At 65.8% G+C, this 13921-nt stretch carries 19 protein-coding genes; 12 read left to right on the top strand and 7 right to left on the bottom strand.

What is annotated here, in order from left to right; all coding sequences use genetic code 11:
* Positions 1-21: 21 nt before the first annotated feature.
* The 3 genes from hisB to AC5FRW_RS04845 all read left to right on the top strand — a co-directional run bounded on the left by hisB (position 22) and on the right by AC5FRW_RS04845 (position 2695).
* Positions 22-609 carry an imidazoleglycerol-phosphate dehydratase HisB gene (hisB, locus tag AC5FRW_RS04855; RefSeq protein WP_493567300.1) on the top strand — a complete coding sequence of 196 codons (588 nt, stop codon included), beginning with the start codon at positions 22-24 and terminating at the stop codon, positions 607-609.
* Between the two features lie 63 nt (positions 610-672).
* Entirely contained in the window at positions 673-2013 is a 1341-nt protein-coding gene (locus tag AC5FRW_RS04850; protein ID WP_493567299.1) for an MFS transporter, read from the top strand.
* A gap of 163 nt (positions 2014-2176) precedes the next feature.
* Entirely contained in the window at positions 2177-2695 is a 519-nt protein-coding gene (locus AC5FRW_RS04845) for a CNNM domain-containing protein (RefSeq protein ID WP_493567298.1), read from the top strand.
* 51 nt (positions 2696-2746) lie between these two features.
* On the opposite strand, the gene AC5FRW_RS04840 is transcribed toward AC5FRW_RS04845, so the two are convergent.
* Complete coding sequence (locus AC5FRW_RS04840; protein ID WP_493567297.1) at positions 2747-2872, bottom strand: hypothetical protein; 126 nt, start codon at positions 2870-2872, stop codon at positions 2747-2749.
* Positions 2873-2961: 89 nt separating this feature from the next.
* On the opposite strand from AC5FRW_RS04840, the gene trpY reads away from it, so the two are divergent.
* From trpY to AC5FRW_RS04815, 5 genes are read left to right on the top strand one after another with little or no spacing between them, the layout of a single operon-like run.
* Positions 2962-3465: a TrpY family transcription regulator gene (gene trpY, locus AC5FRW_RS04835; protein ID WP_493567296.1), complete on the top strand. Its 504-nt coding sequence runs from the start codon at positions 2962-2964 to the stop codon at positions 3463-3465.
* Positions 3466-3507: 42 nt separating this feature from the next.
* The gene (locus AC5FRW_RS04830) at positions 3508-3861 is read left to right on the top strand and encodes a DUF4260 family protein (RefSeq protein WP_493567295.1); all 354 of its coding nucleotides are present in this window, start codon (positions 3508-3510) and stop codon (positions 3859-3861) included.
* 31 nt (positions 3862-3892) lie between these two features.
* Positions 3893-4054 (top strand): hypothetical protein, encoded by a 162-nt coding sequence (locus AC5FRW_RS04825; protein WP_493567294.1) that lies wholly within the window; start codon positions 3893-3895, stop codon positions 4052-4054.
* On the top strand, positions 4051-4365 hold the full coding sequence (locus AC5FRW_RS04820; protein ID WP_493567293.1) for a 2Fe-2S iron-sulfur cluster-binding protein: 315 nt from the start codon (positions 4051-4053) through the stop codon (positions 4363-4365). Before AC5FRW_RS04825 ends, AC5FRW_RS04820 begins: the two co-directional genes overlap by 4 nt.
* 57 nt (positions 4366-4422) lie before the next feature.
* Complete coding sequence (locus AC5FRW_RS04815) at positions 4423-5037, top strand: IMPACT family protein (protein ID WP_493567292.1); 615 nt, start codon at positions 4423-4425, stop codon at positions 5035-5037.
* Between the two features lie 180 nt (positions 5038-5217).
* Here the strand turns inward: AC5FRW_RS04815 and AC5FRW_RS04810 are convergent, their stop codons facing one another.
* The 5 genes from AC5FRW_RS04810 to AC5FRW_RS04790 form a co-directional block, all read right to left on the bottom strand.
* Positions 5218-5640 carry a hypothetical protein gene (locus tag AC5FRW_RS04810; RefSeq protein ID WP_493567291.1) on the bottom strand — a complete coding sequence of 141 codons (423 nt, stop codon included), beginning with the start codon at positions 5638-5640 and terminating at the stop codon, positions 5218-5220.
* Complete coding sequence (locus AC5FRW_RS04805; protein ID WP_493567290.1) at positions 5637-6035, bottom strand: hypothetical protein; 399 nt, start codon at positions 6033-6035, stop codon at positions 5637-5639. Before AC5FRW_RS04805 ends, AC5FRW_RS04810 begins: the two co-directional genes overlap by 4 nt.
* Positions 6032-6430: a hypothetical protein gene (locus AC5FRW_RS04800; RefSeq protein WP_493567289.1), complete on the bottom strand. Its 399-nt coding sequence runs from the start codon at positions 6428-6430 to the stop codon at positions 6032-6034. The genes AC5FRW_RS04805 and AC5FRW_RS04800 overlap by 4 nt, the downstream gene beginning before the upstream one ends.
* A complete protein-coding gene (gene upp, locus AC5FRW_RS04795; RefSeq protein WP_493567288.1) occupies positions 6427-7110 on the bottom strand; it encodes a uracil phosphoribosyltransferase in 684 nt (227 codons plus the stop codon). Before upp ends, AC5FRW_RS04800 begins: the two co-directional genes overlap by 4 nt.
* A 93-nt stretch (positions 7111-7203) precedes the next feature.
* A complete protein-coding gene (locus AC5FRW_RS04790; protein WP_493567287.1) occupies positions 7204-7401 on the bottom strand; it encodes a copper-binding protein in 198 nt (65 codons plus the stop codon).
* A gap of 203 nt (positions 7402-7604) precedes the next feature.
* On the opposite strand from AC5FRW_RS04790, the gene AC5FRW_RS04785 reads away from it, so the two are divergent.
* The 4 genes from AC5FRW_RS04785 (at position 7605) to AC5FRW_RS04770 (ending at position 13654) form a co-directional block, all read left to right on the top strand.
* The gene (locus AC5FRW_RS04785; RefSeq protein WP_493567286.1) at positions 7605-9089 is read left to right on the top strand and encodes an aldehyde dehydrogenase family protein; all 1485 of its coding nucleotides are present in this window, start codon (positions 7605-7607) and stop codon (positions 9087-9089) included.
* 214 nt (positions 9090-9303) lie between these two features.
* The gene (locus tag AC5FRW_RS04780) at positions 9304-10023 is read left to right on the top strand and encodes a DUF5828 family protein (RefSeq protein ID WP_493567285.1); all 720 of its coding nucleotides are present in this window, start codon (positions 9304-9306) and stop codon (positions 10021-10023) included.
* A gap of 610 nt (positions 10024-10633) precedes the next feature.
* Positions 10634-12418: a glycosyl hydrolase family 18 protein gene (locus AC5FRW_RS04775; protein WP_493567284.1), complete on the top strand. Its 1785-nt coding sequence runs from the start codon at positions 10634-10636 to the stop codon at positions 12416-12418.
* Between the two features lie 51 nt (positions 12419-12469).
* Positions 12470-13654, top strand: a complete 1185-nt coding sequence (locus tag AC5FRW_RS04770) for an inorganic phosphate transporter (protein WP_493567283.1) — start codon at positions 12470-12472, stop codon at positions 13652-13654.
* Between the two features lie 24 nt (positions 13655-13678).
* Here the strand turns inward: AC5FRW_RS04770 and AC5FRW_RS04765 are convergent, their stop codons facing one another.
* Entirely contained in the window at positions 13679-13822 is a 144-nt protein-coding gene (locus AC5FRW_RS04765) for a hypothetical protein (RefSeq protein WP_493567282.1), read from the bottom strand.
* Between the last annotated feature and the right edge of the window lie 99 nt (positions 13823-13921).

The raw sequence follows: 13921 nt of genomic DNA, 5'->3' as shown, positions 1-13921 counted from the left end.
CCGGCGCGAATGAGTTCGAGTATGACCGACCGCACCGCAGCCGTCACGCGCGAGACGGCCGAAACCGACATCGAGGTGACCCTCGACATCGATGGGGACGGGGAGTCGACGGTCGACACCGGCGTCGGCTTCTTCGATCACATGCTCGACTCCTTTGCGACCCATGGCCTGTTCGACCTGACCGTCCACTGTGACGGCGACCTGGAGATCGACGACCACCACACCGTAGAGGACGTGGCGATCACGCTTGGCGAGGCCGTCACCGAGGCGCTGGGCGAGAAGCGCGGTATCGTGCGCTTTGCCGACCGAAAAGTGCCGCTGGACGAGGCCGTCGCTGGCGTCGTCGTCGACGTGTCCGGCCGCCCCTACTTCGCGTTCGACGGCGAGTTCTCGCAGGGCCGCGTCGGCGGCATGACCAGTCACATGGCGAAACACTTCTGTCGGTCGCTTGCGACCAACGCCGGCCTGACGCTGCACGTCGAAGTCACGGGCGAGAACGCCCACCACGAGATCGAAGCCATGTTCAAAGGACTCGCGCGAGCGCTCGACGACGCCACCCGGATCGACGAACGGCGCTCGGACGTGGCGAGTACGAAAGGCGAGCTGTAGAGCCGACGAGTCGCGTCCGAATTCGACCACCACGACTATTGCAGAGACGACCGAGCGACGGCTATGAACAAGCATCGCTGGCTCTTCGCGTGGGGACTGGGGTCGATCGCCGCCGGCGCGGCGTCGCTGCTGGTCCCGCTGTACGTCGTCCAACTCGGCGGCGATCCGTTCGAACTCGGTCTGCTCGGCGCAGTCGCCGCGTTCATCGGCGCGCCCGGCGCGATCCTGTGGGGGCGACTCGCCGATAGAACGTCGAATCCCCGAGCCGTGATTCTCTTCAGCCTCGTCGGCGTCGGCGTCCTCCTCGGCGCGGTCCCGCTGGTGTCATCGATCCCGATCCTGATCGTCGTCAACGCGCTGCTGTGGCTCGTGTTCGCGGCCGCCGGGCCGGTGCTGACGTTGCTGGTCGTCGCCGACGTGCCCGAGCGCGAGTGGAACCGCGAGATCGCGCTGCTCAACAAGTATCAGGGCTACGGCTGGGCGGCCGGCCTGCTGCTGGGCATCGTCTGGTCGGTCACCGTCGGCCGGTTCGTCTCGCCGACGCTGACCCAGCAGTCGCTGTTCGTCGCCTGTGGGGTCGCAGCGGCCGTCGCAGCCCTGCTGCTCGCCCGGTGGATGCCGGCCCCCGAGAAACGTCAGCTCGATCGAGTCAATCCTCGACGGGTCGCTCACCTGCTCTCGACCGGCCGCCGGGGTGTGCGGGGCGCGACGTTCGCGTTCAATCCGAACCGGCTCTACTGGACGACGTTGAACGTCCACCCCAGGCGGCTGGCCGATCGCTTCACGCCGACGCTGGCGGCGTACTTCCTCGGGGTCGTTCTCTTTTTCACGGGTTTTTCCGCCTTCTTCGCGCCGCTCCCGCTCTTTCTGAGCGACATCGGCGGTTTCTCCTCGGACCTGGTCTTTGGCCTGTACCTCCTGTCGAGTCTCGGGTCGGCCGCGTTCTACACTGGTGCCGGGCGGCTGAGCAGCCGGATCGACCTCAGAATCCTCCAGACGGGTGCGCTCGGCGTGCGGGCGGTCGCGATGCCGCTGGTCGCGGTCGTCGGGGCCGCGCTTGCGGCGACGCTCGTCGGGACCGTCGCCACTGCCGCGCTCTTTCTCGCCATCGGGGTCTCCTGGGCCGTCATCGCCGTCACGGCGGGCACGATCGTGACACGGGTCGCTCCCGCGGATCTCCGGGGGGAGGCACTGGGCGTCTACGCGGCGCTGTCGGCGCTCGCGGGTGGGATCGGCAGTATACTCGGTGGCGCCGTCGCGACGCGTCTGGGGTTTACGATCGCGTTCGGCGGCGCTGGCGTGGTCATCGTCGCGGGCGCGGGCCTCGTGCTGGCGCTTCGGGGCATCTCGTCGCGCACCCGGGTCGTCCACGAGACCGCGCCACCGGCGACGGGCGAAGACTGATACGGACCCTTGTCGCTGTATCCCGATGATCGTCGATCCGTTCCGGTGACCACCGGGAAGAGACGACACCAGTCCGTGTGAGCGACGGCGCGGCGTCGTACGTTCGAGCGGTGACTGCGCGGAGTCCGGGGGGTTCTTTCCCGTCGCCGGTCGACCGCCCGGTATGGATTCGATCTCGTTTCCCGTCGCGGGTCTGGTCGCCATCGTCGGTCTCGTCGGACTGAGCGCCTTCTTCTCCAGTAGCGAGAGCGCCATCTTCACGCTGCCCGACGAGTGGGCCAGCGACGGAGCCACCGACGACGACCGTCGATCCGCGACGCTGCAGGAACTCACGTCGGACCCACATCGGCTCCTCGTGACGATTCTGGTCGGCAACAACGTCGTCAACATGGCTATTGCCAGCATCACGACCGTGTTGCTGACCGACGTGGTCGCCGCCGGCACGGCCGCCACCGCGGCGACCGTACTGGCCAGTTTCGTGGTGCTGGTGTTCGGTGAGATCGTCCCGAAGTCCTACGGACTGGGCCACGCCAGACAGTGGGCGCTCACCGTCGCTGGCCCGCTCTCGATCGTCGAGCGGGTGCTGTACCCGCTCGTGGTCGTCTTCGATTTCCTCACGCGCCACATCAACACGCTCGTCGGTGGGGACACCGGGATCGAGAAACCGTATCTCGACGACTAGTACGGCAGGCACGTGCGGCCCTCGTGGGTCATGTCGTCGCCGTCGAGGTGTTTACTGGACTTGGAACAGCCCCATGACGAAGAGGGTCGCGACCTCGGAAGGCACCATCATCTCCTTGACACGGGTGCGTTCGAGCAGCACGTTCTCGACGACCGCGTCGCCAGTCACGTCGGCCATGACAGGAGCGACGGCCGCCAGCGGGGGAACGAGCGGTGGCAACGGGGAAGACCAGTAACCCTAACGGGACCGCCCACACACCCAGTGGTATGTTCGACGAGATTATGGAGAAATTCTCGGACTCGCCCGGCCAACAGCAGGTGATCCGCCTGCTGCTCGAACGGGGCTTCTCCGTCAACGACGAGGGTCGGGTCGTCTCCGGTGGGATCGAGATTCCAAACACCGGCATCGCCCGCGAGGTCGGGGTCGACCGCCGCGTCGTCGACGCAACGACGAGCGCGATCCTCGACGACGAACAGCTCACCCGCATCTTCAAGAACATCTCGGCGATCCCCAGCCTGATGGATCTGGCCCCGGTGCTGGACCTGACGGTGCTGACCGTCGCCGTACGGAACGCAGAGGAGAGCGGCATCGTCGCCGACGTGACCCGGCTCATCGCCGACCACGACATCACGATCCGGCAGGTCATCTCCGAGGACCCGGAGTTCACCGACGACCCGCGCCTCTATGTCATCACCGACGAGGCGTTCCCCGGCGACCTGATCAACGAGATCAAAGACCTCCCCCCAGTCCACCGGATCGAGTTGCAGTAGCGGTCTCGCCACGGTTATCGCCACGCGGGTCCATCTATTGGTATGTATCCACAGCTACTCCTCCGAGTGGAAGGACTCGTCGTCGCGCTGGCCGCAGTGGCGCTGTATGTACTCGATGGCGGCTCGCTCGTGCTGTTGGCCGTGCTTGCGCTCGCACCGGACCTCTCGATGGCCGGCTATCTCGTCGATTCGGCCTGGGGGGCGCGGACCTACAACGCTGCTCACACCTACGTCGGGCCGGCGCTCCTGCTCGCGGTCGGCTGGTACACCGCGACAGGACTCGCCGTCGCCGTCGGGCTGATCTGGGTGGCCCACATCGGCTTCGACCGACTGTTCGGCTACGGGCTGAAGTACGGCGACGCCGAGTTTGGGGACACGCACAGCCAGCGCGTGTAGCTTTTTGCCGCTGGTCGCCAAACGACGGACGATGAGTCGCTATCGCGATGTCGGGCGGTTCCTGCGCGCGGTCGACACCGAGCGGATCACGTTCGTGGCCGGGCGTATCGCCTCTCAGGCGTGCATCTCGCTGTTGCCGTTCGTGCTCGTCCTCCGTGGTCGACCTGACCGACAGAGGGAGGGCCAACGGTGACGGCGACGATCACCGTCGAGACGCCCGACGGCGCGACCCACGAACTCGACTGCAAAGCAGGGGCAGTCCTCCGAGACGTGCTGCTGGACGCCGGACTATCTCCCCACAGCCGCCTCGCAGTCACTAACTGCGGCGGCCGCGGGCTGTGTGCGACCTGTGGCGTTCGACTCGAAACGCCGCCCGACGCCGACCACTGGCACGACCGACTGGCCGACCGCTTTGGCTATCCGCGCCTCTCCTGCCAGATTCGAGTCGAAGACGGCATGACGGTCCGAATCCCCGAAAAGCGGATCTGGGGACGCCGGGAGTGACCAGATGGACGTGGCGAGAAAGACAACTCCTATTCCGACCCCGGGCGAAATCGTCGTGTGACAGAGGAGGCGTACGACACCGTCGCGGGCCGAGGTGAAGCGGCCTTCGAAGTGCAGGGCTCCGAGTTCATCGGCCACGTCCGGCCGGCCCACACCGTGGCGGACGCGGAGTCGTTCGTCGACGCAGTACGCACAGAGTACGCCGACGCGACCCACAACGTCCCGGCCTACCGCGTGCGGGCCGACCCACTGCGCGAATACGCCAGCGACGACGCCGAACCCAGCGGGAGCGCCGGTAAGCCAGCCCTGAACGTCCTAAAGCAGCGCAATATCGAGAACGTCGTCGCCGTCGTCACGCGGTACTACGGCGGGACGAACCTCGGTGTCGGCGGACTCGCACGATCGTACTCCCGAGCCGTCAAAGACGCCGTCGACGACGCCGGCGTCGTCACCGAACGCCCACACGAACAGTTCGGGATCACGGTCGCGTACGACGACTCGGGCACCGTCCGGGGCATCGTCGAGAGCGCCGGCGTCGAGTTCGACGCGACTTACGAAGAACGGGTCAGCTTCGACGTACGCGTCCCCGTCGCCGAGGCCGCCGCGCTCCGCGAGCGCATCGCCAGCGCGACCAGCGGCCGGGCGAACATCGACGGTTCGTCAACCGACTAGATTCGGAGGCACGTGGACTGTTTCGAGAGGAACGAAACCCTTCGGGTGGAGATAGCATCACGTCCACGTGCGGCATATTTCCACCCGAAGCGAAGGGGTTCGTGGATCGTCGAAAAGACTGCGTGGTGTTCCTTCGTGAACGGGCGCGCCACTTAGGCGTTGCGAGAGCGGCACAGCCGATTAGGTGTCGAGTGCGCGGCCCGAACTGCCGAGCAGGGTTCGGAGTCGGTCGACGGCAGCGTCGTCGTGATCGTACCACGCTGTGCGTGTACGGAACTGTTCGCGAAGCGACCGGTCGACGACGAAGTCGACGCCGCTCCACTCGCCGATGGACGCATCGGGGTCGGGACTCGGTTCGTGGACGTACATGACCCGGATGTTCTCCTCGGGCGAGAAGTCGTGTGCCAGGTATCGGTAGGAGAAGACCTGATCGGCGAAGGGGCCGTCCTCGGGGTACGTGTCGGCGTCGTAGGTCGTGATCAGGAGCGGGTCGTCGTGGATGTGGTCCCGGCCCACATCGATGGCGGTGACCGTTCCCGACTGCTCGACGTGACCGGTAATGTAGTCGAGACCACCGCGAAGCGAGTCGCTCGGGACCGTCATGCCAGCACCTCCGGGACTCGGTCGACGCCCGCGTCGTCGTGGTCGTACCACTCGACGGTCTCCCGAAGTCGGGTACGGAGCGACCGGTCGACGACGAACTCGACGCCCTTCCAGTCGCCAAGCGACGCGTCGGGCGTCGGTGTCGGCTCGTGGAGGTACGTCACCCGAACGTTCTCCTCGGGCGTGTACCGCCGGGCCATGTGTTCGGGACCGAACACTGCGTGGACGAACGGCCCGTCTTCCGGGGCTGTCTCGGCGTCCCAGGTCGTGACCAGCAACGGCGCGTCGTGGATGTGATCCCGGCCCACATCGACGAGGGTGACGGTGCCCTCGTGATCGAGGTACGCGGTGACGTAGTCCAGTCCCGATCGTAGGGAGCCGTCGGGGACCGTCATGCGAGCAACACCATGAGTTGCTCGACCGCCTCGTCGTCCGGGACGTACCACTCGGCTGTCTCTCGGAGTTGCGCGCGGAGCGACCGGTCGACGACGAACGACGCCCCCCGCCAGTCGCCGACGGTCTCGATGGAGTCGTCGACTGGCTCGTCGAGGAACGTCACACGAACGTTCTCTTCGGGCGTGTAGGTGCGAGCGATGTGTTCCGGTTCGTAGACGGATTGCACGAATGGACCAGCAGGTCCCCACGTATCGCCGTCCCAGGTCGTGATCAGCAGCGGCTCGTCGTGGATGTGGTCCCGGCCCACGTCGACGGCCGCGACCGTCCCCTCGCGGTCGACGTGTCCGCTCGCATAGTCAAGCCCGGCTTCGAGCGATTCGGTCGGAACGCTCACGATTCGGTCGTCCGGAACGCTCGGTCACCGGCGTCACCCAGTCCGGGCACGATGTAGCCGTCCTCGTCGAGTTCGTCGTCGACGGCGACGGTCAGCAGGTCGGCCTCCGGGACCGCCTCGTTGAGTCGAACGAGGCCCGCCGGTGCGGCGACCGCCGAGAGGACGAGCAACTGCTCGGGGCCAGGGTTGTTCGAGAGAATCTCGTCGAGAACGGCTTCCATCGTCGATCCCGTCGCCAGCATCGGATCGGCGACGATGACGGTGTCGCTGGGCGTGATCTCCGGGAGTTTCACGTAGTCGATGGAGATGGGGAACGACCCGTCGTCGGTCATCCCGGCGTCCTCGTCGCGACTCGCCGAGATGACGCCCTGACGGGCCTGCGGGAACGCCTTCAGGAGGCCCTCGACGAAGGGTGTCGCGGCCCGGAGGACGTTGACGATCACCACGTCCTCCAGTCCTTTGACGCGCTCGCCCATCGTGTCGGTCAGCGGGGTCTGGATGGCGACGTACTCGGTCTCCATGCGGCCGTCGATGATCTCGTACCCACAGATCCGCCCGAGACGGACCAGACCCTTGCGAAAGTCGACCTGTTCGGTCTCGACGTCACGGAGTCGAGACAGTTCGTCGCGCGCGAGTGCGTGCGTTACGAGCTGTGCCTTGCCGCGGTCCTCGATGGTCATGCGGGGAGCGAAGGGCGGACGTTGCTTAAGCGTTGGTCGCGCCCACCCGGCCGCGTGCGGCGTCACAGCGACCCGACGCGCGGGACGCCGACACTACGCGCGTGGGTCTCCGAACGACAACTCCTCGGTCGTCTCTGCCTCGTCACCTGCCGCCTCGCCGTCCTCCTCGCCGGTCTCGTTGGTCTCGTTAGGTGCTTCAGCGCCGCCGCCTTCACCGCCACAGCCCGCGAGCGCGCCGATACTTACGAGTGCTGTCGTCCTGACGAATCGTCGTCTTGTGGAATCGTCCATACGAGCGGCTGTGCCGCGGGGAACCATTTCGTTATACGACCCGAATCGTGAACAGTTCAGCAGTACCGGGCGATAAGCTCGGATGAGCGAACAGCGGTCAGGAATATTACAGCTACCGGTCGAACGAGTGTCTATCATTCGCCAGCAAGATTGGGGGCAATCGGCAACCCGATGTTTACGACGAGCGGGGACGTAGGTCGACTATGAACCACCTCCTGCCGGCCGACGCGCGCGGACTGTTCGTCGACGGCGAATTCGGAGCGAGTGAGGCCGGCGAGACGTTCGCAGCCGTCGAGCCGGCGAGTGGGGAGACGATCACGCGGCTCCCCAGCGGCAATCGAGCGGACGCCCGGCGCGCCATCGCGTCGGCGAACGACGCGACCGACGAGTGGGCCGGGAAGACACCGTTCGAGCGGGCAGCGATCTGTCGATCGATCGCTGACGCGATCCGTCGTGAGGCCGACGCGCTGGCCGAACTGCTGACCCGCGATCAGGGAAAGCCGATCGCCGAAGCCGAGGTCGAGATCGAACTCACGGCCAGAGAGTTCGAGCACGCCGCCGAGGGCGTCCGTCACGACCGCACCGACGTGCTCCCCTCGGCAGACCCGGACAAACGCGTCCGAACGATTCGCCAGCCCCACGGCGTGCTGGGAACGATTACGCCGTGGAACTTCCCGGCGAACATCCCCGCGGAGTACATCGCCCCGGGGCTGGCCGTGGGCAACACCGTCGTCTGGACCCCCGCGCCCACCACGTCGGCCATCGCCGTGGGACTGGTCTCGGTCGTCTCACAGGTCGATTCTCTCCCCGACGGCGCGCTGAACCTCGTGACCGGTGAGGGACCGGTCGTGGGCAACGAACTCGTCGTCGCCGACGGCACCGATGCCATCGGCTTCACCGGGAGTCCCGAGACGGGCACAGCCATCGCCCGCGACGCCGGCACCAAGCCGACGCTGCTGGAACTGGGGGGCAACGGGCCGGTGATCGTGCTGGCCGACGCCGACATCGAGACCGCCGTCGACTGCATCGTCGCCGGGGCCTTCGGCAACGCCGGCCAGATCTGCTCGGCCAGCGAGCGCGTGCTGGTCCACGCGGACATCTACGAGCGCGTCAGGGACGGCGTACTCGAACGGGCCGAAGCCGTCACAGTCGGCGACCCACTCGACGAGGACACCGACATGGGACCGCTGAACAACGAGACCGTGGCCGCGAAGATGGACCGCCACGTCGGCGACGCCGTCGAACGCGGGGCGACACTGCACACCGGCGGCGAGCGCGCCCGCGGCTTCCCGACGGATCGGTACTACGAACCGACGGTCCTGGGCGAGGCCACGACCGAGATGGTCGTCGACCGCGAGGAGTCGTTCGGTCCCATCGTCCCGCTGTACCGGATCAGCGACTACGAGCACGCCCTGGAGATCGCGAACGGCATCGACCTCGGACTGGCCGCGAGTGTGTTCACGAGCGACCTCGCGCTGGCGAACGAGGTCGCAGAGCGCATCGAGACCGGCGTCGTCAACGTCAACGCCGCCAGTTCCCACTGGGAGATCCACACGCCCTTCGGCGGCTTCTCGGGCAAGCAAAGCGGGCACGGCCGGGTCGGCGGCCACGCTGCCATCGAGGAACTCTCACAGCGCAAGACCATCTCCGTCGATCACGGGGCCGTCGCGTCGTCACGGCGCGAGTGAACGGACGGCCCGGCGATGCCAGTCAGTGTGGGCCACTGAACGACGATTGCCGGTGTGAGCGTCGGACGCGGCGACAGCAGGGCGGAGCGAGCAGCGTGCAACGATGTGGATCGGTACCACGCGTCCGACGAAAGCTTATGGTGTCGTAGCGATAAGACCTGTCAACACAGATGGCGACGCAACGTACCGAGCGTCCCACCCTTTCTCACCGACCATGGAAAACATAGAAGAGAGTGTCTCAGGATTCAAGCGCCGCGGTGGCTGGGTCGACGTCGTCGAGCACGGCGAGCGGATCGTCCAGGCGCTGCGCGAACTGGCGGCCGACGAGAGTATCGACGAATTGGTCGACGACGAGGTCCTCGAAGAGTTCGACGAGTGGCGACCGAAGAGCCACGAACGCCTCGACGACGACGTCAACGAGAAGACGGCCGAGCAGGCCCGCGTCGACGAAGGCAAGGGCGAACAGGCCGGCAAGGACCCCGACGACGACCTCCGAACGGCCGGCGAGAAACTCGCCGACTCCTACGAACAGATCGACGAACCCGACGAGGCCGTCGAGTCGTGGGGCGAGAGCTTAGACTACGTCGCCCGCGCTGCGGACTCGGCCAGTCGAAAAGCGCTCAGGACGGTCGAAGACACCGTCTACAAGAACGTCATGACACAGATCGCACCGTACTACTTCGACAACGCCCTCGTCAGCGCGAACCTCCAGCGCGTCAACGGCGACGACCGCCCGGAGTACATCTTCGAGATCAACGTCAACGACGACGACCTCAAAGAGCGCGTCTCGAACCGGCTCGCGGACTTCGAACAGTCGGTCGACCGCTGGCACGTCAACACCGAGAAGGAGGTCGACACCGCCGCCGCAGCGGAAGGGCTGGAGATGAGTGACGAAGAGCTTGGCGACGAGGAGACCGACGCAAAGACGAACTGAGCGAGCAACGGCGAGCGAAATTTCGGGTTTGCGTCGGTAGGATGCGAAAGCGAACTGAGCGAGCAACGGCGAGCGAAATTTCGGGTTTGCGTCGGTAGGATGCGAAAGCGAGGGTCGGTCGGGAGACGACCCGGAACGACAGACGGTTAGCATCGCCACCCTCGAAGGCCGAGATTTCGATACTGAGAACGCCGGAACGGCGACGTGACCGGTTCGAAAACGGTCGACTTGCTGGTCTCGACGAGTGGTGGACCCAATTGCAGTTCTTGGCGCAGACACGCGCTTTTAGCCGGGCATTCGTAGCTTCAAATATGCGGAGGTGTCCGTATTTTTTCCTCTTAGGTGGGGCAATTATTATCGAATCGTGACTGTGAAAGTCACCCATGATTATAAATTATAATATCCGCATTACGTGAAACGTGGTCCGCAACGGCATGGGATGGACGAACCACAGTGTGAGTTCAGGTCGGCGGGGACCACACGCACAACGGTGAGAAACTATGTACGGGGAACAAGCGTCCGCTGTGAGCGACAGCAACGGACGACCGGCAGAGACGTATCGAGCGAGCACGACCGAACCGACGCGCCAGACTGCGGGAGGCCAGTGAGCATGGAGAAGTCACGCAGGGAGTTCCTGAAACGGCTGTCGGCGGCGTCGGCAGCCAGTGTCGCACTGACGGGCACAGCGGCCGCAGTGGACTGCAGCGACGTAAGTGACTGGCAAAACGACGTGAGTTACACCGCGGGCGATACGGTCCAGCATCCCGACAGCGACGGTATCGAAAGTCGGTGGGTCGCAGACCTGAATTCGCTGAACGCAGAGCCGTCCCGAAGCAGTGCATACTGGTCACACGACGGCGACTGTGGCGGCTCCAGCGGCTCCGCACCGACGGTCGATTCGCTGTCGGCCAGCGAGGTCGAGACCAGCGACGGTGACGCCGAGTTCGACGTGTCCTGGGACGTGGGCGACAGCGACGGCGACCTCTCGTCGGTGGACCTGTCGCTGACCGACGACAGCGACGGCTCGTCAGAGGACACTGCTTCGGTGAGCGTCAGCGGCAGTGACGCGACCGGAACGACGCGGCTCGTGGCGGCCGGCGACGACGGATCGGGCAACAGCTACACCGTCGACATCACCGTCACCGACTCGAACAGCAACACGACCTCGTCCTCGACGAGCGCCGCCGAGTCCGAGAGCGAGAGTTCGCCAACGGTCGATTCACTGTCGGCCAGCGAGGTCGAGACCAGCGACGGCGACGCCGAGTTCGACGTGTCCTGGGGCGTGGGCGACAGCGACGGCGATCTCAGTTCCGTCGACCTCTCGCTAAACGACGACACCGACAGCGAGAGCGAAGACTCCGCTTCGATCTCAGTCAGTGGGAGCGACGCGACCGGAACGACGCGGCTGGTCGCGGCCGGCGACGACGGGTCGGGCAACAGCTACACCGTCGACATCACCGTCACCGACTCCAATAGCAACACGACCTCGTCCTCGACGAGCGCCGCCGAGTCCGAGAGCAGCAGCACGGACACGATGTTCACGCCATACACGGCGACCTGGGACTCGAACGGCTTGGACAACACCACGCTCGAAGCCAGTACGGACCGCGTGGCGATCGCATTCCTCGGTGATGGGGACAGCAACGTCGACGGCGGCTGGGTCGTGGGCTGTGGCTGTGGCGGCTGTGACAATCAGCGCGACGCGTCGTACTACGACACCGAGATTCAGAAGCTCAAAGACAACGGCATCGAGGTGTCTCTCTCCGTGGGTGGCTGGGAAGACCCCGTCATCGCGGAAGCGTTCACCGGTTCGAGCTACGACTACACGGATCTGGCCGACGAGTACTGGCGAATCCTCGATACGCTGGGCGTGACCCACATCGACATCGACGACGAGAACGCCAGCTGTCGGGACACGCAGGTGTACAAGATGCGCAACAACGCACTCGCGAAACTCCAGTCCGACCATCCCGAGGTGACGGTCTCCTTTACCGTCCCGGCGACCGAGACCAACGGCATCGAGGACACCGGTCACGCGAAGGGCCGCACGTGGACGAAGCACGCGGTCAACACGGCCGGTGTCGAACTGCGATATCTCAACATCATGACGATGGACTGGTCAGACCGGGACACGACGCCCGCTCGTGTCAAGACGGCCTGTGAGAAGACCGTCACCTGGATGGAGAACAACATCTACCCGAACAAATCGACCTCGGAGGTCTGGGCGAAACTGGGCTTCCTGCCCAACGTCGCCGAGTCCGAGTGGGAGCCAAGCGACTCCGACGAAGTCGCCCAGTACGCCCAGGACAAGGGTGTCGGGAACCTCAGTATGTGGGCACTCCACAAGGACACCAGCAACTACGACCACTCGTCGAACATGTACGTCGTCGAGTGAGAGACACCAGCCGACAGTCTCATACGCCAGCCACCGAAACCCGGTGACAGAATGGTCGGTGTGAGTACCCTCGCGACGCTCGTGGTCGCCGCTGGCGCGAGCCTGTTTATGGCGTGGACGATCGGTGCGGGATCGTCGGGATCGACGCCGTTCGCGCCGGCGGTCGGAGCCAACGCCATCTCGGTGATGCGCGCTGGCTTTTTCGTTGGCATCCTCGGTTTGCTCGGCGCCGTATTGCAAGGGGCGAACGTCACCGGTACGATCGGAAGCGGGCTGATCGTCTTCCCCGACGGCGGCGGTCTCTCGGCGATCGCGGCGACGGTCGCGCTCATCACCGCAGCCCTCCTCGTGGCCGCCGGCATCTTCACGGGCTACCCCATCGCGACGGCGTTTACCGTCACCGGCGCGGTCGTCGGCGTCGGGCTGGCGATGGGGGGCCAGCCAGCGTGGCCGAAGTACCGCGAGATCGTCGCCCTCTGGGTCGCCGTCCCGTTCGTTGGCAGTTCGATCGCCTACGCGACGGCGCGCCTGCTGCGGGCCGAGGGCGTCCCCGAACGCGTCTCGATCGCCGGGCTGGCAGGGGTGGTCGGTCTGTTGCTCTCGAACGTCGAGTTCACCGGACTCGGCCCGGACGGTGGTGCCGGCGCGCTGTCGGCGGCCGTCGCGCGGGCTACGGCGACGGGACTGTCCGGCCGCGTCGTCGCCTCGCTCGTCCTCGGGGTGATCGTCGCAACGGCAGTCTGGTACGACGTACGCGAACACGGCGAACGCGCCCAGCGGCGCTTCCTGCTGGTGATGGGCGGTCTCGTGGCCTTCTCTGCGGGCGGCAGTCAGGTCGGGCTGGCGATCGGGCCGCTGCTCCCGCTGCTCGACACCGTCGCAGTGCCACTCGTCGTCGTCCTGCTGGGTGGCGGGATTGGCCTGCTGGCCGGCTCCTGGACCGGCGCGCCGCGGATGATCAAGGCGCTGGCACAGGACTACTCGTCGCTGGGTCCACGCCGGTCGATCGCCGCGCTGATTCCGGCCTTCCTCATCGCACAGTCGGCCGTGTTCTTTGGCTTGCCCGTCTCGTTCAACGAGATCATCGTCTTTTCGATCATCGGCAGCGGGGCGGTCGCCGGCGGGAGCGCGGTCAGCGGCGAGAAGATCGGCAAGACCGTCGCGGCGTGGATCGCGTCGCTGGCGCTCGCGCTCGGACTGGGCTACGGCGGCTTCGCGGTGGTCACGCTCGTCTAACCCAGGAAGCGTCGAGAGACACGCCTATTCTGGCGTCCGGGTCCACGGGACGACCGGATCGTCGCTGGACTGGCTTTCCTCAGCGACAGGAGACACGCGCGTACTCGTGTAGATCGGTGCTGGGTCGAACGGGTCTGGGCCGGCGTCGTCGAAGCTGTCGGCGGACATGACGACTGATCGATCGTCACAGCCACACAAATATCTTTGTTCGAGTGTCCTGAATCCAATTAACACACCTAATATACGTGGAACAGTTTGGAGAATATC

The organism is Halomicrobium sp. HArcht3-1, assembly GCF_058933345.1.
Note: the sequence above shows the minus strand (reverse complement) of the source record. Positions and strands in the feature narration are given on the sequence as shown.